The sequence below is a fragment of the Reyranella humidisoli genome (assembly GCF_019039055.1).
Lineage (GTDB): Bacteria > Pseudomonadota > Alphaproteobacteria > Reyranellales > Reyranellaceae > Reyranella > Reyranella humidisoli.
On sequence record NZ_JAHOPB010000001.1, the window covers coordinates 1218811 to 1240655 of the forward strand.

At 66.6% G+C, this 21845-nt stretch carries 23 protein-coding genes; 7 read left to right on the plus strand and 16 right to left on the minus strand.

All coding sequences use genetic code 11. From position 1 onward, the window contains the following. Nucleotide 1 precedes the first annotated feature (1 nt). Genes rsmG through KQ910_RS05915 form a run of 3 tightly spaced genes read left to right on the plus strand, consistent with a single transcriptional unit; the run spans nucleotide 2 to nucleotide 2383 of the window. Complete coding sequence (rsmG, locus tag KQ910_RS05905) at nucleotides 2–637, plus strand: 16S rRNA (guanine(527)-N(7))-methyltransferase RsmG (RefSeq protein ID WP_216957540.1); 636 nt, start codon at nucleotides 2–4, stop codon at nucleotides 635–637. Then, entirely contained in the window at nucleotides 558–1394 is an 837-nt protein-coding gene (locus tag KQ910_RS05910) for a ParA family protein (RefSeq protein WP_216957541.1), read from the plus strand. The genes rsmG and KQ910_RS05910 overlap by 80 nt, the downstream gene beginning before the upstream one ends. Next, nucleotides 1391–2383: a ParB/RepB/Spo0J family partition protein gene (locus KQ910_RS05915; RefSeq protein ID WP_216957542.1), complete on the plus strand. Its 993-nt coding sequence runs from the start codon at nucleotides 1391–1393 to the stop codon at nucleotides 2381–2383. Before KQ910_RS05910 ends, KQ910_RS05915 begins: the two co-directional genes overlap by 4 nt. 9 nt (nucleotides 2384–2392) lie before the next feature. On the opposite strand, the gene KQ910_RS05920 is transcribed toward KQ910_RS05915, so the two are convergent. After that, the gene (locus KQ910_RS05920) at nucleotides 2393–2863 is read right to left on the minus strand and encodes a DUF2846 domain-containing protein (RefSeq protein WP_216957543.1); all 471 of its coding nucleotides are present in this window, start codon (nucleotides 2861–2863) and stop codon (nucleotides 2393–2395) included. Between the two features lie 130 nt (nucleotides 2864–2993). Between KQ910_RS05920 and KQ910_RS05925 the strand changes: the two genes are divergently transcribed. Both KQ910_RS05925 and KQ910_RS05930 read left to right on the plus strand, forming a co-directional pair. Then, nucleotides 2994–3377, plus strand: a complete 384-nt coding sequence (locus KQ910_RS05925; RefSeq protein WP_216957544.1) for an encapsulin-associated ferritin-like protein — start codon at nucleotides 2994–2996, stop codon at nucleotides 3375–3377. Further along, nucleotides 3374–4201, plus strand: a complete 828-nt coding sequence (locus KQ910_RS05930) for a family 1 encapsulin nanocompartment shell protein (RefSeq protein ID WP_216957545.1) — start codon at nucleotides 3374–3376, stop codon at nucleotides 4199–4201. Before KQ910_RS05925 ends, KQ910_RS05930 begins: the two co-directional genes overlap by 4 nt. Here the strand turns inward: KQ910_RS05930 and holA are convergent. The 5 genes from holA to KQ910_RS05955 all read right to left on the minus strand — a co-directional run bounded on the left by holA (nucleotide 4198) and on the right by KQ910_RS05955 (nucleotide 9877). Continuing rightward, on the minus strand, nucleotides 4198–5241 hold the full coding sequence (gene holA / locus KQ910_RS05935; protein ID WP_216957546.1) for a DNA polymerase III subunit delta: 1044 nt from the start codon (nucleotides 5239–5241) through the stop codon (nucleotides 4198–4200). The genes KQ910_RS05930 and holA overlap by 4 nt on opposite strands. 42 nt (nucleotides 5242–5283) lie before the next feature. Continuing rightward, entirely contained in the window at nucleotides 5284–6375 is a 1092-nt protein-coding gene (locus KQ910_RS05940; protein ID WP_216957547.1) for a hypothetical protein, read from the minus strand. A gap of 44 nt (nucleotides 6376–6419) precedes the next feature. Continuing rightward, complete coding sequence (locus tag KQ910_RS05945) at nucleotides 6420–6578, minus strand: hypothetical protein (RefSeq protein WP_216957548.1); 159 nt, start codon at nucleotides 6576–6578, stop codon at nucleotides 6420–6422. 30 nt (nucleotides 6579–6608) lie between these two features. Continuing rightward, nucleotides 6609–9206, minus strand: a complete 2598-nt coding sequence (leuS, locus tag KQ910_RS05950) for a leucine--tRNA ligase (RefSeq protein ID WP_216957549.1) — start codon at nucleotides 9204–9206, stop codon at nucleotides 6609–6611. Nucleotides 9207–9310: 104 nt separating this feature from the next. Further along, on the minus strand, nucleotides 9311–9877 hold the full coding sequence (locus KQ910_RS05955; protein WP_216957550.1) for a DUF3576 domain-containing protein: 567 nt from the start codon (nucleotides 9875–9877) through the stop codon (nucleotides 9311–9313). Nucleotides 9878–10274: 397 nt separating this feature from the next. Between KQ910_RS05955 and KQ910_RS05960 the strand changes: the two genes are divergently transcribed. Further along, complete coding sequence (locus KQ910_RS05960; protein WP_216957551.1) at nucleotides 10275–11657, plus strand: porin; 1383 nt, start codon at nucleotides 10275–10277, stop codon at nucleotides 11655–11657. 71 nt (nucleotides 11658–11728) lie between these two features. Here KQ910_RS05960 and KQ910_RS05965 read toward each other — a convergent pair whose 3' ends face one another. The 9 genes from KQ910_RS05965 to KQ910_RS06005 all read right to left on the minus strand — a co-directional run bounded on the left by KQ910_RS05965 (nucleotide 11729) and on the right by KQ910_RS06005 (nucleotide 20527). Next, nucleotides 11729–12493, minus strand: coding sequence for a class I SAM-dependent methyltransferase (locus KQ910_RS05965; protein ID WP_216957552.1), 765 nt, complete (start codon nucleotides 12491–12493; stop codon nucleotides 11729–11731). After that, the gene (locus KQ910_RS05970; protein WP_216957553.1) at nucleotides 12493–13167 is read right to left on the minus strand and encodes a LutC/YkgG family protein; all 675 of its coding nucleotides are present in this window, start codon (nucleotides 13165–13167) and stop codon (nucleotides 12493–12495) included. The genes KQ910_RS05965 and KQ910_RS05970 overlap by 1 nt, the downstream gene beginning before the upstream one ends. Further along, entirely contained in the window at nucleotides 13164–14585 is a 1422-nt protein-coding gene (locus KQ910_RS05975) for a LutB/LldF family L-lactate oxidation iron-sulfur protein (RefSeq protein ID WP_216957554.1), read from the minus strand. The genes KQ910_RS05970 and KQ910_RS05975 overlap by 4 nt, the downstream gene beginning before the upstream one ends. Continuing rightward, entirely contained in the window at nucleotides 14585–15373 is a 789-nt protein-coding gene (locus KQ910_RS05980) for a (Fe-S)-binding protein (RefSeq protein WP_216957555.1), read from the minus strand. The genes KQ910_RS05975 and KQ910_RS05980 overlap by 1 nt, the downstream gene beginning before the upstream one ends. Before the next feature lie 155 nt (nucleotides 15374–15528). Further along, nucleotides 15529–16629, minus strand: a complete 1101-nt coding sequence (gene mltA, locus KQ910_RS05985) for a murein transglycosylase A (protein WP_216957556.1) — start codon at nucleotides 16627–16629, stop codon at nucleotides 15529–15531. A gap of 17 nt (nucleotides 16630–16646) precedes the next feature. Next, nucleotides 16647–17369, minus strand: coding sequence for a Tim44/TimA family putative adaptor protein (locus KQ910_RS05990; RefSeq protein ID WP_216957557.1), 723 nt, complete (start codon nucleotides 17367–17369; stop codon nucleotides 16647–16649). Between the two features lie 107 nt (nucleotides 17370–17476). Next, nucleotides 17477–18832, minus strand: a complete 1356-nt coding sequence (locus tag KQ910_RS05995) for an adenylate/guanylate cyclase domain-containing protein (RefSeq protein ID WP_216957558.1) — start codon at nucleotides 18830–18832, stop codon at nucleotides 17477–17479. Next, a complete protein-coding gene (locus KQ910_RS06000) occupies nucleotides 18832–19668 on the minus strand; it encodes a class I SAM-dependent methyltransferase (protein WP_216957559.1) in 837 nt (278 codons plus the stop codon). The genes KQ910_RS05995 and KQ910_RS06000 overlap by 1 nt, the downstream gene beginning before the upstream one ends. Nucleotides 19669–19678: 10 nt before the next feature. Further along, nucleotides 19679–20527 (minus strand): MBL fold metallo-hydrolase, encoded by an 849-nt coding sequence (locus tag KQ910_RS06005; RefSeq protein WP_216957560.1) that lies wholly within the window; start codon nucleotides 20525–20527, stop codon nucleotides 19679–19681. Between the two features lie 198 nt (nucleotides 20528–20725). Here KQ910_RS06005 and hspQ point away from each other — a divergent pair, with 198 nt between their 5' ends. Continuing rightward, on the plus strand, nucleotides 20726–21097 hold the full coding sequence (gene hspQ / locus KQ910_RS06010; RefSeq protein WP_216957561.1) for a heat shock protein HspQ: 372 nt from the start codon (nucleotides 20726–20728) through the stop codon (nucleotides 21095–21097). A 12-nt stretch (nucleotides 21098–21109) separates the two neighbouring features. On the opposite strand, the gene KQ910_RS06015 is transcribed toward hspQ, so the two are convergent. Next, nucleotides 21110–21772, minus strand: a complete 663-nt coding sequence (locus tag KQ910_RS06015) for a cysteine hydrolase family protein (protein ID WP_216957562.1) — start codon at nucleotides 21770–21772, stop codon at nucleotides 21110–21112. Between the last annotated feature and the right edge of the window lie 73 nt (nucleotides 21773–21845).

The following is a 21845-nucleotide window of genomic DNA, read 5'->3' on the forward strand; positions in this document are numbered from 1 at the left end:
CATGGACCCGCTCGCGGATGTTTCACGTGAAACACGGGCCCGGCTGGAAACTCTCGTCGAGACGCTCGAGCGGTGGCAGAAGGCCATCAATCTGGTGGGAAAGAACACCCTGGACGGTGCGTGGAAGCGCCATATCATTGACTCCGCCCAGGTCGTTCGTTTGATCCCTCCCGAGGTCAAAACCCTTGCCGATCTCGGAAGCGGTGGTGGCTTTCCGGGTCTCGTGATCGCCGCGATGCGCCCGGACCTCGAAATCACGCTCATCGAGTCCGATGCCCGGAAAGCGGCCTTCCTTGGGGAGGCAAGCCGCAAGATGGGTCTGGAAAAGCTTCCACGGCTCCTGATCAAGCGCATCGAGGTCGCCACGCCCGTCCAGGCGGAGATCGTCACGGCGCGGGCGCTGGCACCGCTGGCACAATTACTGGCCTGGGCGGACCGCCATCGATTGGATACCGGTATTTGTCTGTTCCATAAGGGCAAAGAGTGGCAGGCAGAGGTGGACGAGGCCAAGAAGAGATGGGATTTTACCTGCGAAGCCATTGCAAGCGTGACCGACCGTGACGCCGTCATCCTCCGAATCGGCCCCTACGGCCCCACAGATCTTCGCGATCGCCAATCAGAAGGGCGGCGTCGGTAAAACCACGACGGCGATCAACCTGGCTACTGCCCTGGCGGCGGTCGGTGAGAAGGTCCTTTTGATAGACCTTGATCCCCAGGGGAATGCTTCGACGGGTCTAGGGATATCCCGTAGTGAGCGCTCACCCGGTTCCTACGAATTCTTGTTGGGCCTCAATCCCCTCGATGCCTCCGTCCGGGCGACGCAGATCCCGGGCCTGGATGTCATGCCGGCGGCCGGCCAGCTCGCCGGAGCGGAAATCGAACTGATCGACCTGGAGCGGCGCGAGCATCGCCTGGCCGAGTCGCTGGCGGCGCCGGGCAACGACGCCCGCCACCGCTGGACGATCGTCCTGATCGACTGCCCGCCCTCTCTCGGTCTGGTCACGCTCAACGCCCTGGTCGCCGTCGATGCGGTGCTGGTTCCGCTGCAGGCGGAGTTCCTGGCCCTCGAAGGCATCGGCGCGCTCGGCAATACGATCGAACGGGTCAAGAAGAGACTCAATCCCAGGTTGCATATCTTCGGCGTGGTCCTGACTATGGTGGACCGCCGCATGACTCTCAGCCAGCAGGTAGTGGCCGACGTGCGCGCTCACTATGGCGAACTGGTCTTCGGCACGACGATCCCGCGCAATGTCCGCATTGCCGAAGCGCCTTCGCACGGCATGCCGGTGCTGATCTATGACAATGCCTGTGCCGGATCGCAGGCCTATATCCTGCTGGCGAGCGAGTTCATCCGCCGCCGGCGCATTGCAGCAGAACAGGCGATCGTCGCATGAGCCAGCCTCCGAAACCGCGTGGTCTGGGCCGCGGCCTGTCCGCCCTTCTGGGAGATGACGAAGTCGCTTCCGCCGTCACGCCGGCCGCACCCGCTCCGCTGGCGGCCTCGCAGTCCCCGAAGTCGGCGGTCGCGGCGACGGCCGCATCGACCGACGGCGAGCTGGCCCGGTCCGCCGCCAACCGCATGCCGATCACCCTGCCGATCGGCCAGCTCAAGCCCGGCAAGATGCAGCCGCGCACCAGCTTCGAGGGCATCGAGGCGCTGGTCGAGTCGGTCAAGGAATACGGACTTCTACAACCCATCCTTGTGCGTCCGCTGCGCGATGCGGCCGACTCTTACGAAATCATCGCCGGCGAACGTCGCTGGCGGGCGGCGCAGAAGGCCCAGCTCCATGACGTGCCGGTCGTCATCCGCACGATCGACGATCTGGATGCCCTGCAGATCGGCCTGGTCGAAAACCTGCAGCGCTCCGACCTCACCGCCATCGATGAGGCGCAGGGCTACAAGCGCCTGATCGACGACTACAAGCACACCCAGGAAGACATCGCGCGGATGATGGGCCGCAGTCGCCCGCATGTCGCCAACACGATCCGCCTCCTCGACCTGCCGCCGGCGGTCCAGGAGATGGTACGGGACGGCCAGATCACCGCCGGTCTCGGACGTGCCCTGATCGGTGTGCCCGATCCGCTGGCCATGGCCCGGCAAGCCGTCGCCGAAAAACTGACGGTGCGGGATCTCGAACGCCTCGCGGGCGATACCAAGAGAAAGGCCAAGGGTGGCGGCGGTTCCGCGAAGGGCAAGCCCGGACCAGCCGGCGGCTCGCCCAAGACGGCCGACACGCGCGCGCTCGAGAAGCGGCTGGAGGAGGCGCTCGGCCTCAAGGTCGATCTCGCGTTGCGCGGCCTTGGCGAACAGAGCGTGCTGACCCTGGAGATCCGCGACTTCGATCAGCTCGACACGGTGGTCGACAAGCTCACGCGGCGATAGCCCGTCCGGTCAGTTCGACCAGCCCGCGCCCATCGCGCGGTTGCTGGCGGCGACCGCGGCCCTGCCCTTGTCGGCGCCGACCTCCGTCGCCGTACAGCGCGGATTGAGCGGCAGGCCCGGCCAGACATCGACTTCGAGGAATCTCGTCTCGCCAGGCGCCAGATTCACCGTCGCCGCCTGCGCGGGGTTCTGGGTTAGCGGCGCGTAGCTCGGCACGGCGCATGTGATGACATGCTGTCCCGGGGAAACGTCGACTCGGATCCAGGTCTTGTCGGCAAGCGCGCCGATCGGCTGCTGGTTGTCTGCGACATTGAAGATCGCCTCAGTTCCCAGGATCGAACTCCGATAGAGATAGAGGACCGACCGGCCGGGCGCCGGCGGATCGAACCGCTTGCCCTCCGCATCGGCGCCCGCCCCGGCCATCGGCACGGTGGCGCAGCCAGCAAGGAGGATCGAGGCCGCCATCAAGGATCCCAGCACGCGCACTCACGCCTCCATCAAAGGGTGTCGGCGACGCAACGCGTCCGGGAGCCGGCACGTTGCGCTGCCCATACGGGGGAGGCTGCATCGCGCGCGGGAACTTTCGCGAGTTCCCGGCGTTTGCCTGACCATGGCAAGTGACACGTTGCACGAAGACCCCGACAAGCTCGGCGCCGAGGTGATCGATCGCCACCGCGCTATCGTTTCCATCATGGAAGAACTGGAGGCGGTCGACTGGTACGACCAGCGCGCCAAGGCGACTTCCAATGCGGAGCTGCGATCCATCCTCGAACACAATCGCGACGAGGAAAAGGAACACGCGGCCATGACGCTCGAATGGCTGCGCCGCAACGATCCCAAGATGGACGAGCATCTCCGCACCTTCCTGTTCAAGGAAGGCCCGGTCACGCAGATCGAGGCCAGCATGATGGGCAAGGAAGAAGACGGCGACGGCAGCCAGGGATCCGACGGCAGCCTCGGGATAGGCAGCCTGCGCAAGGTGAGCAAGAAATGAAGAACCATCTTTTCCGTGATCGCGCGCCGATCACGCAGGCCGGCTGGGACGAAATCGAGACGGAGGCCAAGCGCACGCTACGCGCGATGCTCGCCGCACGTCGCGTCGTCGACTTCAAGGGACCGCTGGGCTGGGGTGCGTCCGACGTCGAGCTCGGCCGGGCCGATCCGATTGCCTCGCCACCGGGCGGAGAGAATGTGCGCGCGCTTCTGCGTCGGATACAGCCGCTCGTCGAACTGCGCATTCCCTTCGAAGTGAGTCGCGCCGAACTCGACGCCATCGATCGAGGCGCGCGCGACCCGGATCTCGATACGGTGACGGACGCGGCGCGCGAGATCGCGATTGCCGAGGACCGCGCCATCTTTCACGGCTACAAGGCGGCGCAGATCACCGGCATCTGCGAAGCGCAGAGCGGCCAGGCCGTTGCCCTGGGCACCAGCCATGCCGACTATCCCGATGCCGTCGCCGCAGCGCTCAAGAAGTTGCGGGACGAGGGCGTCGACGGCCCTTTCGCAATGGTCCTGAGCGAGCAGCTCTACAAGGACCTGACGTCGCGCACCGATGGCGGCTATCCGATCCTCAGCCACGTCCAGCGCCTGATCGACGGACAGGTCTACGCGGCGCCCGGCCTCGACGGCGGTCTGGTGATCTCGCTGCGCGGCGGCGATTTCGAGCTGACGGTCGGCCAGGATTTCTCGATCGGCTATCTCGACCACGATGCCGAGCGCGTGCGGCTCTATATCGAGGAAAGCTTCACCTTCCTCGTCCTGTCGCCGCAGGCCGCCATTCCGCTGGTGGCGGGTACCGGCGAGACCCCGCGTTAACGGCGCGCCTTCGCCGACCGCGCGGCCTGGCTGAGGCGGAGACACAGCCGGCGGGCAATCGCCTCGTCGGGCAGGCCCGTCCGCTTGCACTCGATCTCGGCGTCGAGGATTGCGGTCAGGGCGGAACTCAGGCGTGCGAGCGGCCAGCCGCGCACATGGCGTTCGAAACGCTGGCGGACCGGCCCGCCGCGCGGCAGTCCCCTCGCCTTGAACATCGCCCCTTCGAGGTTGCCGCCCTTCGACATGTGCCCTGACACGAGATGCAGTTGATCGGCGTGCCGCTGCAGCGCGCGCACCAGCTGAATCGGATTGCCGCCCTCGGCGAAGACACGGTCGAGCGCGCGGTCCAGTCCGATCAGGTCGCCGTCGAAAGTCGTGGCAATCACGTCGTCGATTCCGATCGACGCGGTGTCGCCAAGTATGGCCATCCCGTCTTCGAGCGTGATGGACTTGCCGCTATCGCTGCCCTTGTAGAGCAGCAGCTTGTCGATCTCGCCGCGCGTCTGGCCGCGATCGCCGCCCAGGCGCTCCACGATCCACTCCAGTGCGTCGGGCTCCACCGTCAACCCCTGGGCGCGCGCGGAACTCTCGACCAGGCCTTCGAGCGCGGCCTCGTTGTCCATGTAGCAAGGCAGGGCCGCCAGACTGGCCTCCGTCTCGGCCAGCGTCCGCAGACCGGACCGCGGCGTCAGGTTGCCTGCTTCGACAACGATCAGGGCATCGCCCGCAACCGCCTCGACGAGATTCTCCAGCGCCGCGACCGACTCCTCGCCTGCCGGCCGCACCCGGATCACGCGGCGACCGCCCATCATGGACATGGCACCGAACTCGTCGGCAAGGCGCGCAGGATCCTGCTTCAGCGAATCGCCGGTGATGTCGACGACGCGGAACGGATCCTTGAGGTCCTCGCAGATCGTTCGAGCCAGCGCCACGGCGCGTTCGGCCACGAGCCCGTCATCGTTGCCGTAGATCACAACGCCCCGGATCTTCGGATCCGGCCTCTTCAGGAAGGCTTCGACCTGGCGTGCTTCGATCTTCACGATCTGTCTATAGCACCGGCCGGGCGCGCGGTTCGACCCTGCTCAATTGGAAGCCGGATAGCGGTCGAGCAGCCGGGCCTGATGACGGAAGGCACGAAGCAATGCCCGCCAGCCGCACGGCGCGAAGCCTGCCGCGCGGTTCTCGGCGGCGAGGGCAAAGACCATGGCCTGCTTCGCCAGGATGCCGCGATAGGCGGTGAAAAATGGGACGGCGGGATCGAAGAACTCGATGGCCTCCGAACCCGCACCGTTGATCTCGAGGATCTTGAAGGTGCCCTTCTGCAGCTCGGCGAGGCCGGCGAAGCGGATGTCGAAGCGCGCCACATGCAGATGCGGCATGCTCGTCGCGACCGCGTCGATACGCTCTTCCAGAGCCGGGGTGATCGCCTCGCTGCAATCCCGGTAGAGGCCGCCCATGCGGTAGGACCAGACGGCGGCGAGCGCCACGTCGGTTCCCGCATCCGGTACGCGATCGAGCGCGGCGCTTTCATAGAGCGCGGTGCGGCCGCGCAGCCGCTCGTCGCGCGCCAGCAGCGCCCGCAGCGAACTCGTGCCGTCGCCGCGCACGGTCGGTGGCGTGCGGATGGTGAGCGAGAGCAGGCGGCCGCGTGTCTCGGCGGGGCGCCGCACATAGAAGAGGCCGGCCTCGCCGGGCAGGTCGAGACATTCCTGCACGAGCAGGGACTCACCCGTCGGGTAGGCGTCGCAATAGGCCTCGAGCGCCGCATGATCGTCGATCCGCCGCACGCCGAAGCCACACCAGCCGATATCCGGCTTGGCGATGATGGGAAAGTCGAGACCGAGGGCAGCCATCGCCGCGCCCGCCCGGGCGGCCGCATCCGGCCCGGACACGACGGCAGCCGTGAGCGCCAGCCAAGGTCGCCCGGCGTCGCCGACCTGGGCGAAATAGGCGATCTTGGATTCGCCGGCGAGGCCGCCGGCGTCGATCATCGGATCGGCCGCCGAGGGCAACGACAGGCTGCGGTAGCGTAGCGAAAGCGCCAGCCACTGCACGACCATCGGAACGACCAGCAGCGGCTTGGGCAGGCTGCAGATCAGGCCCGGCCACAGGCCGGCCCGCGGCCTCTGCGCAGGGCCGGAAGTGTCGCTATCGGGCGTAAGTCTGGGCGTCATGAACTCGCTCGCGGGCAACGCAGAGCGAGTCGATCGGCTGCGCTCTACGAGGCCTTGTCGGTCGCCGGGTCGGCGGCGGCGTCCTCTTCCTGCTTGGCGCGCTCGCGGGCGGCGCGCTTGGCTTCGGCCTTCTCGGCGACCTTGATGGCCTTGAGACGCTCGCGTTCGCGACGCTCGAAATCGTAGTTCGGCTTGCGTGCCATGTGTGCTGGCCCTCCCTGGCTCTGCGGCCCTTAGACCACGACGTTTACGATGCGATTCGGCACGACGATCACCCGCTTCGGCGTCTTGCCGTCGAGTCCGCGTACCAGTTCGGGCAGCGCCAGCGCGGCGGCTTCCGCCACGTCCTTGGGCGCATCCTTGGCGAGCGCGATGGTGCCGCGCAGCTTGCCGTTCAACTGTACGGCGACCGTGACCGTGTCGTCGACCAGCAGCGCGTCCTCGGCCAGCGGCCACGGCGCATCGGCCAGCAGGCTGCGGTGGCCGAGCGCGTGCCAGAGTTCCTCCGCGAGATGCGGCGTCATCGGCCCGATCAGGCGCACGAAGATCTCAAGCGCCTCGCGCAGCGCCCAGCGTGTCGACTCATCGGTCGCCTTCACCGCGTCGATCGTGTTGGCGAACTCGTAGAGACGCGCCACGGCCTTGTTGAAGTGGAAGGCCTCGATGTCGGCGGAGATGCCGGCAATGGACTTGTGCGCCGCACGACGCAGCGCGGTGGCGGCATCGGAGAAGGTCGCGGGCCTGGCCGTGCCGATCGCCGGCAGCGACTCGATCGCCTGCGAGGCGATGCGGAACAGGCGCTGCTGGAAGCGCCAGGCTCCGGTGACGCCGGCCTCGGTCCATTCGAGATCGCGCTCGGGCGGGCTGTCGGACAGCATGAACCAGCGCGCGGTGTCGGCGCCGTAGTCGCGGATGATCTCGTCCGGGTCGACGACGTTTTTCTTCGACTTGGACATCTTCTCCGAGCGGCCGACCTCGACGGGGCTCCTGTCGGAGAGGCGCACGACCTGGCCGCCGTCGCCGCGCCCGATCTCCTCGGGCGTCAGCCACGTCCCGTCGCTCGCGCGATAGGTCTCGTGGCAGACCATGCCCTGGGTGAAGAGGCCGTCGAACGGCTCGTCGCGGCTGGTCATCTGGACCTCGCGCATCGCGCGCGTCCAGAAACGCGAATAGAGCAGGTGCAGGATCGCGTGCTCGACGCCGCCGATATACTGATCGACCGGCATCCAGTACTGGTTCTCCTCGCGATCGAACGGCGCGGTCTCGAGACCAGGCGACGTGAAACGGTCGAAGTACCAGCTCGAATCGATGAAGGTGTCGAACGTGTCGGTCTCGCGACGCGCGGGCTTGCCGCAGGTCGGGCAAGGCACATGCTTCCACGTCGGATGGCGGTCCAGCGGATTGCCCGGCCGGTCGAAGGTGACGTCGTCAGGCAACTGCACCGGCAGGTCCTTGTCCGGCACCGGCACGACGCCGCAGCTCTCGCAATGGATGGCCGGGATCGGGCAACCCCAATAGCGCTGGCGCGAGACCAGCCAGTCGCGCAGGCGATACTGCGTCGTGCCCTTGCCGACGCCGATCTCCTCCAGGCGCGCGATCACCTTGGCCTTCGCTTCTTCGACGCCGAGCCCGTCGAGGAACCCGGAGTTCACGATGACGCCGTCCTCGACATAGGGCGCGGCGGCGATGTCGAGTTTCTTGCCGTCAGCCGGCGCCACGACCTGCAGGATCGGCAGGCCGTACTTGGTCGCGAACTCGTGGTCGCGCTCGTCGTGGCCTGGGCAACCGAAGATCGCGCCCGTGCCGTATTCCATCAGCACGAAGTTGGCGGCGAACACCGGAACCGTCTTGCCCGGGATCAGCGGATGCTTCGCCAGCAGCGGCAGCCTGTAGCCCTGCTTCTCGGCGGTCTCGACCTCGGCGGCGGCGGTGCCGGTCTTGCGGCACTCGGCAACGAAGTGCTGCAGGCCGGGATCGGTCGACGCGAGGCCCTGGACCAGCGGATGCTCGGCCGACAGCGCCATGAACGAGGCGCCGAACAGCGTGTCGGGCCGGGTCGTGAAGATCTCGAGCTGGCCATGATCGGCGCCGGAGGCGTCGGTCAGTTCCCAGAAGACGCGCGCGCCGCGGCTCTTGCCGATCCAGTTCGCCTGCATCAGGCGCACTTTCTCGGGCCAGCGGTCGAGCGTGTCGAGGCGGCTCAGCAGCTCGTCGGCGAAGTGGGTGATCTTGAGGTTCCACTGGGTGAGCTTGCGGCGCTCCACGGGGGCGCCGGTGCGCCAGCCCTTGCCCTCGATCACCTGCTCGTTGGCCAGCACGGTGTTGTCGACGGGATCCCAGTTGACCCAGGCCTCCTTGCGGTAGGCGAGGCCGGCCTTCCAGAAGTCGAGGAACATCTTCTGCTGGTGGCGGTAGTAGGTCGGGTCGCAGGTCGCCAGCTCGCGGCTCCAGTCGAGGGACAGGCCCATCGACTTCAGCTGCTTCTTCATCGTGGCGATGTTCTCGTAGGTCCACTTCTTCGGATGGACCTTCTTCTCCATGGCGGCGTTCTCGGCCGGCAGCCCGAACGCGTCCCAGCCCATCGGATGCAGGACGTTGAAGCCCTTGGCGCGCTTGTAGCGGGCGATCACGTCGCCCTGCGTGTAGTTGCGCACGTGGCCCATGTGGATGCGCCCCGACGGGTAGGGGAACATCTCGAGCACGTAGTATTTCGGGCGCGCCTTATCCATCGCGGCCTTGAAGGTCTGGCGATCTTCCCAGACTTTCTGCCACTTGCTCTCGGTTTCGCTGAAATTGTAGCGCACGGTGGGTGCGGCGGGTGTCGAAGACACGGAGATGTTCCCGAAAAAGGGTGTTCCGAAAAAGACGGAGGCCGCAGCGGATGCCCGCTGCGGCCTCTCACGTCAAGCTTTTGACAGAGAGAAGTGGGCCAGTCTCAGGAACCGCCGGCAATGCGGAGCTGCCGGGCGCGCGTCAGGATGGCGTTCTCGATGTCGATGTTGGTGCGCGGGTCGACCTGGGCGTCGACCCAGTTGCCGCCCCGGGGGCTGGTCTGCTGCTTGAAGACCGAGACGCGGACGCCATCGGCACGCAGTTCGCGGTCGAGGATCGTGACCTGGACCTTCATGCGCTCGTTGGGCGTCTCCGACGGCGTGTACCAGTCGGTGATGATGACGCCGCCGAACGGATCGGCCGATACCAGCGGGATGAAGTTGATCGTGTCGAGCGACGCGCGCCACAGGTAGGCGTTCACCGCGACGCCGCTGCCGCCACCCAAATCGTCCTTCTTTTCACTCTTGGATCCGAACAGGCCGCCGGGGCCGAACAGGGTGCCCTGCTCCTGGGTGCGCCCCCCCAGTCCCGTGCGCACGTCGCCCCTGCTGCGATCGCCCGACGGGCCGGTGGCCCTTTCGATTTTGTTGCCATCGTCGGAACAGGCGGTCGCGCCGGCGGCCACGAGCGCCACAGCGGCGATGCTCACAAATCTGGACAGTCCCGTCATGGATGGCGCCTTGTCTTCCCTTTGGCCGCAAATCCGCGGCGGAGGCAGTGGCGGACCATATGCTCAACGCCCCGTGCACTGCAAGCGGCGGGGCAATATGACACAATAAGTTTTATAATAGAACTCAATTCACATCGTTGATTAGTTGCCATAAAAAACTCAATGGCGCTGGCTATCTCCCCAATGGGTCGGGGCGGGGGCAAAATGTGACAAAGACGCCACAGGTACGGGCGGAATGAAGCGACGGGGCGACCATTTCTTGACCCCCAATTTGGCGAAGTGTTTTATACCCCTGCCGCATTGGCGGATTCTGTGAGCCTCGTCTTCGGGCTTCCAGACCCGCCGGTCGGACAGGCCTTTTGGTACGTACCAGTCTCTGATCAATGAGAGAGGGAGAATGATGAAGAAGCTTCTACTTGGCTCGACCGCCTTGGTCGTCGGCGGGCTGATGGCCGCCCCGGCCATGGCAGCCGATCCGATCAAGATCGGCGTGGGTGGTTATTACACCTTCTACGCTATCGCCGGCGGCATCCAGTCGACCTACGCCACGAACGGTTCCTGGGCGCAGTACCGGGGTCTCCAGTTCCAGCAGGAAGGTGAAATCCACTTCATCGGCCAGACCAAGCTGGACAACGGCACCTCGGTCGGCGTGCACGTCGAACTCGAAGGCTGGGCGCAGGGCAGCACGGCGACGGCCGCCGCGGCCTGGATCGACGAAGCCTTCCTGTTCGCCTTCGGCGGCTGGGGCCGTGTCGAGTTCGGTTCGCGCGATCCGGCGACCTACCGTATGTACTACGGCACGCCGTCCGCGCTGATCGGCTTCGGCGCCATTCAGCACAACTCCAATTTCGCCTGGGCCAACCAGAGCGTTATCGCCAACAACAAGGCGTGGTTCCACGCCACGACGACGACCAACGCCGGTCAGTTCCAGGACGCGCAGGGCATCAACTACTTCACCCCGCGCTTCCAGGGTCTGCAGATCGGTGTCGGCTATCGTCCGAAGGTGAACGTCAACCCGCAGGGTGGCGCTGGCTCCGGCCTCGCGGTCGGTCCGGGTGCCGGCACCTCTGGCGTCTGCGGCTTCGCCAACGCCACTTCGTCGGCGAACTGCCTGACGAACGACTACTCGTATCAGGACATGTTCGACGTCGGCGCCAACTACCTGAACAAGTTCGGTGACGTCACGGTCGCGCTGTACGGCGCGTTCATGTACGCCAACTTCGTTCCGGGCAACCAGCCGTTCGGTGCCGCCGCCAACATGGCGACCGGTGCCAATGCGACCAGCTGGAAGCAGTGGGTCGTCGGTGCTCAGGTCGGCTTCAAGGGCTTCACCCTCGGTGGTGCGCTTGGCTGGGACAACCAGGGCCTCGGCTCGAACTACTACACGGGCCAGAACAACGACACCCGCTTCTACACCGCTGGCCTCATGTATGAGACCGGTCCGTGGCAGATGTCGTTCAGCTGGGTCGGTTCGTACAACAACAACGGTAACGGTTCGGTCGGCTGCGCCACCATCGCAGTCAACGCCGCGACCTGCACCACTCCGGCCGGCGCGGGCGTGCCGGGTGTCAACTCGACCGCTTTCGGTCCGGGCAACAACCCGGCCAACCTCTCGTTCGGCCAGGAGTCGGTCAACAAGTGGGAAATCGGCGTGAACTACGCGCTCGGGCCGGGAGTGAAGCTCACCGGCGGTGGTCTGCTGTACACGGCTTCGGGCCCGTCTGCTGCCGTCTCGGGCAACAGCTGGGGTCTGCTGATGGGTATGGACCTGCGCTTCTAGTCGCAGGACAAACCGGAAAATGGAAAGAGCGGGCGAAAGCCCGCTCTTTTCTTTTGGGGAAACGCCACCCGCTACCGGATCCGGCGCCCCACGAGGTTGACGAACAGGCTGGGCAGGTAGGTCCGCGACACCGGCAGCCGCTCGGTCGCCTGGCGCGCCAGCACAGCGCGGTTGTCCTCATGGTCGAGGACGAGCTGAAACAGGCCCTGTTCGACCGCGCCGGCACGCGGGTCGAGTTCCGGCCTGCCGTCCCGTTCGACGCGATAGGCGACATCCAGGCCGACATCGCCGCCGCTGTAGAACGACGACGCGATCTCCAGGTGTCCGAACAGAAGCATCAGGCCGCGGGCCGAGAAGCGCCAATAGTCGTCGGGAGTGGCATGGAACGCCTGCGACCAGGCGGCAGCCACGTAGGCCAGGCCGCCGGGCCGCAGCGCCCGCTCGATGTTGCGCGCCGCGCGTGCCGGATGGCGCGTATGTTCGAGCACATGGCAGCAGAGGACGAGATCGAACGGCTCCTCGCCCAGCCGGGACTTGAGCGTCCGCGGATCGCTGCAGATGTCGGCGACGCAGTCGACATTGGACCCCTCCGCCAGATCGAGCCCGACGAACTCTGCCTTGGTGCCGAAGCGTCTGGCGACGAGGTTTCGCCAGTTGCGCACGTTGCGCTCGGAGACGAGCGTCCGAGATCCCACCTGCAACACCCGGGGCGCGCGCCTGCCCGCCGCCTGGGCCACCCGGTCGAGCAGCAGTTCGATCTCGCGCGTAACGCTCGTGCCGACAACGCGTAACTCTCCGGGGCGCATCTCGCCGGGAGTGTCGTTGCCGGCCGGCATCAGTCCCGTACCACCAGGATGTGCATGCGCCGCGGTCCATGGGCGCCCAGCTCCATCGCCTGCTCGATGTCGCCGGTGCGCGACGGGCCGGTGATCGTGTTGACGGTGCGCGGCATCAGATTCTTGCCGTAGCGTTCGCGCAGCCTGCCCCACACATCCTCGTAGCCGGCGACCACATCGGCCTCGCGCAGCACCACGACGTGCGTGTCGGGCAGCAGGTTCAGCGACACGGGATGATCGGGGCCGGAAGCCATCACCACGGTGCCGGTTTCCGCAATGCCGGCAAAGGCCCCGGTGACCGAGACCTGGTCGCTGCCTTCACCGCGGCCGCGGCGGATCGACAGCATCTTCTGGCTCGCCCAGTCATAACCTTCCAGCAGGGGAGAGGGTGCCATGGCGACATTGGCCGGCAGGTTGTTGCGCGCGAGATAGGCCGTCACTTCGCCCGGCACGTCGTCCGCGCCGACGCGCGCGACGGTCGCGTTGAGGGTCTCGGCCCACTGGCAGAACAGGGCGACCTTCTCGGGGTGCGGCAGCTGTGCGCGCGCAACCGAAGGGCCGCGGGGAGGCGAGACGAGGCGCGCTTCGACCGCGCTCCGGGCGTCGCCCGCCAACTCGCCGCGGCGCAGAGAGCGCCGGATTCCGCCCAGGATCTGCGTCCGCGCGTCGCTCATGACTTCCTCCGCGCGGCCCAACGGGCATGGAACGTGCCGCCGGCCTGCGGCGCTGGAAAGTCGCGAAAGCGGGTCCAGCCGCCAGCCAGCGGCAGCGTGCCGTACCGGCCATCGGCGCGGCCGAACAGCGCCAGCACACGGTTGGCGATACCGGTCAGACGGCGATAGAGCGCGGGCCGTCGCGCGAGGAAACTCCACACCGCCAGCCCCTGGCGCATGCCCTTCGGCGTCAGGTGCTTCTCGAACTCGCGCTCGCGCCAGTGGCGCATCAGCTTCGGCAGTGGGATCCGCACAGGGCACACGCTCTCGCAGCGGCCGCAGAAGGTCGAGGCATTGGGCAGGTTGCTCGCCTCCTCGACGCCCACAAGCTGAGGCGTCAGCACCGCGCCCATCGGGCCGGGATAGACCCAGCCATAGGCATGGCCGCCGACGGCGCCATAGACCGGGCAATGGTTCATGCAGGCGCCGCAACGGATGCAGCGCAGGATATCCTGCATCTCGGTGCCGAGCACCGACGAGCGGCCGTTGTCGAGCAGTACGACGTGATACTGCTCGGGACCGTCGAGATCCTCGCGCTTCTTGGGGCCTGTATTGAGCGTCGTATAGGCCGAGGATTCCTGTCCCGTCGCCGAGCGTGCCAGCACGCGCAGCAGCACCGCGGCGTCCTCGAGCGTGGGGATCACCTTCTCGATGCTGGCCAGCACGATGTGCATCTTCGGCAGCGTGTTGGAGAGGTCGGCATTGCCTTCGTTGGTCACCAGCATCGACGAGCCGGTCTCGGCTACCAGGAAGTTGGCGCCGGTCAGGCCGACATCGGCGTCGAGGAACTTCTGGCGCAGGACGTAGCGCGCCTCTGCGACGAGATCGTTACGTTCCGTCAGGCGCTTGTCGAAGCCGAGCTTGGCGTGATGCTCCAGGAAGGTGTCGGCGACCTGGTCCTTGGTGAGATGGACGGCCGGCGCGATGATGTGGCTCGGCGGCTCGTTGCGCAGCTGGATGATGTACTCGCCGAGATCGGTCTCGATCGGCGCGATGCCCAGCGCTTCGAGATGCTCATTGAGCGCGATCTCCTCGGCCACCATCGACTTCGACTTGGCGACGGTCCTCGCGTTCACGCTCTTGCAGAGATCGGAGATGATCTGGCGTGCATCGGCGGCGGTCGGTGCCCAGTGGACCTTGCCGCCGAGTGCGATCACCTTGCGCTCGAACTCCTCGAGGTAGAAATCGAGATGGGCCAACGTGTGGTTCTTGATGTCGCGCGCCCGGTCGCGCAGCGCCTCGAACTCGGGCAGCCTCTCGGCCGCCTGACGCCGCCGCTCGGAGAAGCCGACCTTCAGCTTCGCCAGCGAATCCTGCAGGTTGGGATCGGCCAGCGCGTGGCCGACATTTGCCTTGAAGGCGTGTGCCGTCGATTCCATCAGCTGCGCTCCGGCTCGCCGATGGCGGGCAGGTCGCCCATCCCGGCCAGGACTTCTGCGACATGGCGCACCTGCACGGCACTGCCTTCGCGCTGCAGCTTGCCCGCCATATTCATCAGGCAACCGAGATCGCCGGCCAGCAAGGTGCCGGCGCCGGTCGAGGCGATGTCAGCGGTCTTCTCGCCGACCATGGCATTCGAAATCTCCGGATACTTCACGCAGAAGGTGCCGCCGAAGCCGCAGCAGACTTCCGGCGTCTTCATTTCGTTGAGCTTCAGCCCCTGCACCGAGCCGAGCAGTCCACGCGGCTGCTCCTTCACGCCCAGTTCGCGCAGCCCGGAGCAGGAATCGTGATAGGTCACGGCGCCATCGTAACGCGCGGCGACCTTCCTGACGCCCAGCACGTCGACCAGGAACGACACGAGCTCGAAGCTGCGGGCCGCAAGATCCTCGGCGCGTGCCTTCAGCGCGGGGTCGTCGTCGAACAGGCCGGGATAATGATGCGACAGCATCCCGCCGCAGGAGCCCGACGGCGCCACGACGGCATCGTAGCCTTCGAAGGCATCGATCACCTGCAGGGCAATGGCGCGCGTCGTCGCGCGGTCGCCGGAGTTGTAGGCCGGCTGACCGCAGCAGACCTGGAGGGATGGCACCTCGACGGTACAACCTGCTTCTTCCAGGAGCTTCACGGCGGCAAAGCCCACGGACGGCCGGAACAGGTCGACGAGGCAGGTGACGAAGAGCGCGACGCGGCGCGGGCGGGCGGAGGTGGCTGGCGATCTGGACACGTCGCGAACATGGCAGCGACGAATTTGGCGTGCAACGGCCGCTTGTCCGAAAAGGTTCGAAGGGCGGTGGAAGGGCAACGGCCACCGGATGCCGGCCCCGGGCGATGGGCCGGCTTTTCACCGCCCGCGAACCGCCGCGGGCAGGGTCCCGGCGGTCAGTTCTTGTTGGGCACCAGGATGATGGCGCGGCCTTCGCTGTTCATGCGGCCCGCCCACTCGGCGGCCTGAGCCCCACTGCCGTAGAAGATGTCGCCCCGGGCCGGACCTTTGATGGCGGCGCCCGTGTCCTGGGCGATCATCAGGCGGCGATAGGATTCGGTGGCGCCGGGCTTGCGGTAAACCGGACGGCGCGTGTCGATCCATACCGGCGTACCGTAGGGCGTGATCGTCGGATCGATGGCCATGCTGCGCTGCGCGGTGAGGGGCACCCCTTCGGCCCCGATGGGTGCCGAGGTCTTGGTATCCCGGAAGAAGATGTAGCGCTCGTTCTTGCGCATTACGTCGCGCGCCTGCTGCGGATTGCGCTTCAGCCAGTCGCGGATGGCGGGCCAGGTCGCATCCTCCTTCTTCATCACGCCCGTCTCGACCAGTACGGCGCCGATTGCCGTGTAGGGCCGGTTGTTGGAGCCGTCGAAGCCCAAAGTCATGGTGCCGCCCTCGGCGAGCTGCACGCGGCCGCTGCCCTGGACCTGAACCTCGAACAGACCGACGGGATCCTGAACGTAGGCGATCTCGAGGCCCTTGCCCTTCAGCGCGCCGGCTTCGATCTCGGTGCGCGTATAGTAGGGCTGGTCGGTGAGATCCGGCGGCTTGCGATAGACCGGGACGGTGAAGAGGCGGGAGGGAACCTTGCTGCCGCGCAGATCCGGCTCGAAATAACCCGTGAACTTGCCCGGCGCCTGGACGATCAGCGGGCGGAAATTCGTCTCGAAGAATGCGCGCGAGCCGCGGGCATCGCCGGGCTTCACCGCCGCTGCGGCCTCGCAGATTCGCGCCCATTCACCGGGCGTGATGGTCTTCTCGCCGCCATCGGTTGCGATCCGGACGTCGGGCCCGGCCGTCAGCCTGGGACACGACCGGCGAAATGTGGCGAGCGCCTCGGCGTGGCGATCCCCTGCCCAACCGGCGATCTCGTTGTAGGACGTCGGCTCCATCGCGATCCGCTGTTGCGGTGCGGAGCCGGGTGTCGAGGCGCAGGCAGACAGGAAACCGGCGACCAACAGGGTCAGGCCACCGGCGAGAAGGCTCCCTCGCATTCTCGGAAACGCCTCCCTCAACCTTCGCTTTCGGTCTTGATAAGCTGCCAGTTGGGATCACCCGATGTCGTGTCGCGACGGAACGTCCAGAGGTCGACGACCTTCTGGACCTCGTTGGGATTGCCATCGACGATCTGTCCGTCGGCATTGCGCACGACGTTGATCTGCTCGCTGACGAACCGGACAGTGACGACGGCGTTCGGTCCCTGCATTTCCGCCGCAGCGATGTCCGAGGCCTCGAAGCCGATCAGCGTCGTCTCCGCCGTCTCGTTGCGCTCGATCCGCCCGCGAATGGCGGCTTCGAAGCTGGAATAGGTGGCGCTGTCGAGCAAGGGCTTCAGCGAGCCCGTGTCGCCGCGGGCGAAGGCCTCGACGATGGCTGTGAAGGCGGCGCGCGCGCCACCGGTGAAGCCGATCGGCTCGAAGGCGGGATCGGCCGCGCGAATGGCGGCGACGCCGGGCGTCGCGCTCGGCATCACGGTGGCCCGGATGCCGCCGGGTCCGCTGGTCGGCGAGGACTGGCGCGGGGCCGGCGCATTGGCTGTCGGCAACGGCACGACATTGTCGTTGCCTTGCGACGCATCGCCGACGCGCGGCGTGGTCGGCGGCGCGGGTGGCGTGAACGGATCGCGTGCCGGCGGCTGTTCGTTGCCGGTGCGTTTGCCCAAGACGGATCGCAACCGCAGGATCAGGAAGACCGCGACCAAACCGATCAGGATGATGTCGTAGTTGTTACCCACGATGGCGCTCCGAAGGCTCGCTATCCCACGCGCTCGACTGTCTCAAATTACATAGGCTGCGAATGGGGAAAGGGCAAGGCAACGACCTGACCGCTTTCGAGCCGGGTTCATGCGGCCAGGACCAAAATATCGACGGATTCGCCAACGCCTCCGACCTGCCGGCCGGGCCGGCGCTCAAGGGGAGCGGCGGGGCGATATCCCTGGCGTTCGGCGAGCGCGTAGGTGGCGCCGTCGGTGATGGCACGGGTCCGCTCGACCTTGTTGTGCTTCTCGAGCTTGGAGGCAAAGTTCACGGCATCGCCGATGACCGTGAATTCGAGGCGTTCGCCGTCGCCCACGGCCCCGAACACCACCCGTCCCGAAGAAGCGGCGAGGCCGATGTCCAGCGGCGGCAATCCGGCGGCCCGCCGCTCGGCGGCCCAGGCGGTCGCGGCCTCCATCACGGCCTCGGCGGCCCTGAGCGCGTCAGCCGCAGCGGTCGGCGACGGTGTCACCGCGCCGAACGACGCCAGGATGCCGTCCCCCAGAAACTTGTCGATGCTGCCGCCGGCGGCCACGATCAGGGGACAGACGCGGTGCTGATAGTTCTGCAGGAGCTTCATCACCTCGTCGGGCTGAAGCTCCGTCGACAGTCGCGTGAAGCCCCGCAGGTCGACGGTCAGGATGGCGACGTCGCGCAATTCGCCTTCGCCGGCCCGGATCGACATCTCCGCCCCGCGAATGCGCGCCGCGACGCCGGGGTCGAAGAAGCGCGAGAGGTCGTGGGCCGCGACCCCCTCGCTGACCGAGCGTACCAGCAGATGGCGCGCCCGCGAGATGGCCAGCGCCAGCACCGCCGTTGCCAGCAGGATGGCGATCATCTTGTCGACCTCGGCGCCCACGAGCAGAGCGGTCGAGGTCATGTACTCGACATAGTTGTGCGTGACGTTCGGCGGGCCGCCGAGGCCGGAAGCGGCGTAGAAGGTGAGGCCGGCCCAGCCCGCCGCCGCCACGATCCCGGTGAACACCACGAAGCGGGCTTCGAAGCGCAGCGCCCGCAAGGCGATGAAAAGGAACACGTAGAACAGCGTCGGGGCCTTGAGATAGAAGGCCGCCGACTGCGCGTATTTCAAGTGGAAGGTCCAGATCAGCGCCATCAGCAGCGCGATGTCGACAATCACCGAGACGTAGAGCATCCAACGCGCCAGGCGTCTGGCATGCGCCAGCACGATGCGCACGACGCAGAAGGCCGCGTAGGTGAACAGTACGGTCAGTTCGAGCGAGAACTCGTCCTGGACCGTGCCCTCGGCCATGGCCGTGCCCTGATAGAGCGCCGTGACCAGCAGCACGATCAGAAGCTGGGTCCAGCCGATCAGAATCTCGCTGCGCTCCTGCTGGGCGCGGATGGCGTCGCGCACGCGTTCCGGGACGTTGTCCGGCCCGCCGCCGCCGTCGAACAGCCAGTCGCGGAAGCGGGAAAGCATCAGCGCTTCTCCAGCCAGAGGCTGGCGGGCATCGCATCCGGCGGTCGCGGCAGGCGCGCGATAACCGAGGCAGCCAGCCGGTCGGCCATGCGTCGCTCCGCCCAGACGCTGGAGAAAAGTGGCTTGAACGCCCCGCCGGTCAGCAGCGGCACAACGCCCTGCTGCTCGTTGTAGGCGCGCCAGCCCCAGATCGCGGGATAGTCGAAGGGCAGGAAGATGTCGTGGATGTGGACCAGTGCGCCCGACGGGAGGCCCGGCAGGACTCGGTTCAGCAGGATGTCGACGTCGCTGCCCGGCATCAGGATGTGGCTGGAATCGATGAACAGGACGTCGTCCTTCATCAGCCCGTCGAAGACCTTGGCCGGCGCCGCCTGAAGGGTCGACGACTTCACCCGGACGCCGGGCAGGTCGGCGATATCGGCCCGCGGCGCGGGATCGATCGCCAGGATTTCGCCGACACCGCCCACGGCCCTGGACAGGACGCGCGTCGAATGGCCGGACCCGACCTCGATGATGTGGCGCGGCTTGCGCTCGCGGACCAGCGCATAGGCGACCGCGGCATCGAGAGAGGGAAACCACGATTGCTCGAACAGTGCCTTGCAGGTTTCCAGCGTCTGGGCGTGCGCATCGACGGCATCGAGCACGGCGCCGAACTGGTCCGAGTGCTCCTCGAACAGGCGCTCGATCGCGGGATAGGGCGGCTGCGCGCCGGGCGGCGGCAGCAACGGCGCGTAGCGATGCGGAATGAACCAGCCGCGCGGCTTCAGGCCGAGGACGGTCGGCAATCCCAACGCAAACCGCCTCCAGCGGCCGCGCAGGCTGGGCGTGGCACTCATCGGTACATGCTCACGGCGTTAGGGTCAGGCCTTCATGGGCGACGAGCACGCGCGGCAGACCGCCCGGCGCAAAACCCGGCCGCACGGCAGCCGCCGCGCGCGCCACGTTGTCCATGAAGGCGTCGTCATGGCTGGGATCGTGATGGAAGATGGCGAGCGTGCCGACTCCGGCTGCGTCGGCAATCCGAACACCTTCCTGCCAGGTCGAGTGGCCCCAGCCGCGATAGCGCTGGTACTCCTCGTCGGTGTAGCTCGAATCGTAGATCATCACGTCGGCGCCGCGACACAGTTCGACGATGCCGTGGTCGATCGTGCCTTCCCGATGTTCCGTGTCGGTGATGTAGCAGATCGACTTGCCGAGATGGTCGACGCGATAGCCGGTGGCGCCGTTGGGATGGTTGAGTGGCGTCGTGTGCAGCGCGACGGCGCCGCACGACAGCGTGTCGCCGGCCCGGAACTCCCTGAATTCGACCCGTGCCTGGAAGATGTCGAGCGAGACGGGATAGAGCGGCGCCTGCATCAGGTGTCCGACGACCTTCTTCAGCGTGTAGGGCGCCTCCAGATGACCGGCCCACATGCGGACCGAGCTGCGCTGGTCGAAGAGCGGCGCAAAGAACGTGAGGCCCGAGATGTGATCGAGATGCGTGTGGGTGAAGTAGATGTCGATGTCGAGCGGCGCCTGGCGTGCGAGTTCGACGCCCAGCGTGCGAATACCCGTTCCGGCGTCGAAGATCATGCGCCGGCCCCCGGCGGTGATCTCCAGACACGAGGTATTGCCGCCATAGCGCGCGTATTCCGCGCCGGGACATGAGATGGATCCCCGCACGCCCCAGAACCGGACTTTAAGACCGTCGACCAACAAACTCTTCCCGGTAAGTGTGGCGCCAGAGTCCACAGGGAGGTGGGTGCCGTCAACCGAGGCGCGAGGCAATAAGATCTGGCCGCATTCTTGCGTGGCGATCCGGGCGGCTGTTTTTCACGTATTCTTGCAGTCGGCGGTCGAATCCGGCGTTCCGACTGCGTTGCCTACCGGCCGGTTCGGAGCAATACTTTGCCTATGGACACCATCAATCCCGCTACCGCCCCGGCGCTCGCCGCGCCGCCCCTGCGTTGCGCCAAGTTCGCCATCGGCCAGGTGGTGAAGCACCGCATCTACCCCTTTCGGGGCGTGATCTTCGACGTCGACCCGGTGTTTGCGAACACCGAGGAGTGGCTGTCGTCGATCCCCGAGGAAGTGCGGCCGCGCCGGGACCAGCCCTTCTACCACCTGCTCGCCGAGAACGCGCAGACCACCTACGTGGCCTATGTCTCGGAGCAGAACCTGCTGGCGGACGATACCGGCAAGCCGGTGTCGCACCCGCAGGTGCCGCAGTTCTTCAAGGAACTGAAGCGCGGCCACTATGTGTCGCGCGAGCGCGCACTGCATTAAGAGCGAGCGGCTTTACCGCAGCGCGGCCGCCACCTGATCCACGGTGGCGGTCCATCCGACGATCGCGCCCTGCGCGCGGATCATGTCGATCGCCGCCTTCTTGAATTCCGGGAAATAGCTCTCGGTCGCGTCCTCGGCCAGCAGGCACTCGAAGCCGCGGTCGTTGGCCTCGCGCATGGTCGTCTGCACGCAGACTTCGGTGGTGACGCCAGCGAACACGAGATGCGTGATTTTTCTCTCGGCCAGGATCTCGCCGAGTGGCGTCGCGTAGAAGGCGCCCTTGCCGGGCTTGTCGAGCACGATCTCGCCGGGCTTCGGGCCGAGTTCCGGCACGATGTCCGCGCCGGGCTCGCCCGCGATCAGGATGCGGCCCATCGTGCCCGGATCGCCAATCCGCATCGAGGGCTTGCCGCGCAGCCGCTTGGCCGGCGGGCAATCCGACAGGTCGGGCCTGTGGCACTCGCGCGTATGGACGATCGTCAGGCCTGCGGCGCGGAACGCCTCGATCAGCCGCCCGACCGTCGGGACGATCGCCGACAACAGGCTCACATCGTTGCCTAGGGTCGCGCCGAACCCTCCCGGTTCGATGAAGTCGCGCTGCATGTCGATCACGATCAGCGCCGTGTGCGCGGGATCGAAAGTGAAGTCGAACGGCTGTGCGGCAATGGTTTTCACTAGCGCACCCCCGGTAGCTCAAAAGCAGGTGTCATCCCGAGCGTAGCGAGGGATCCTTGCGCAGAAGCAGTTA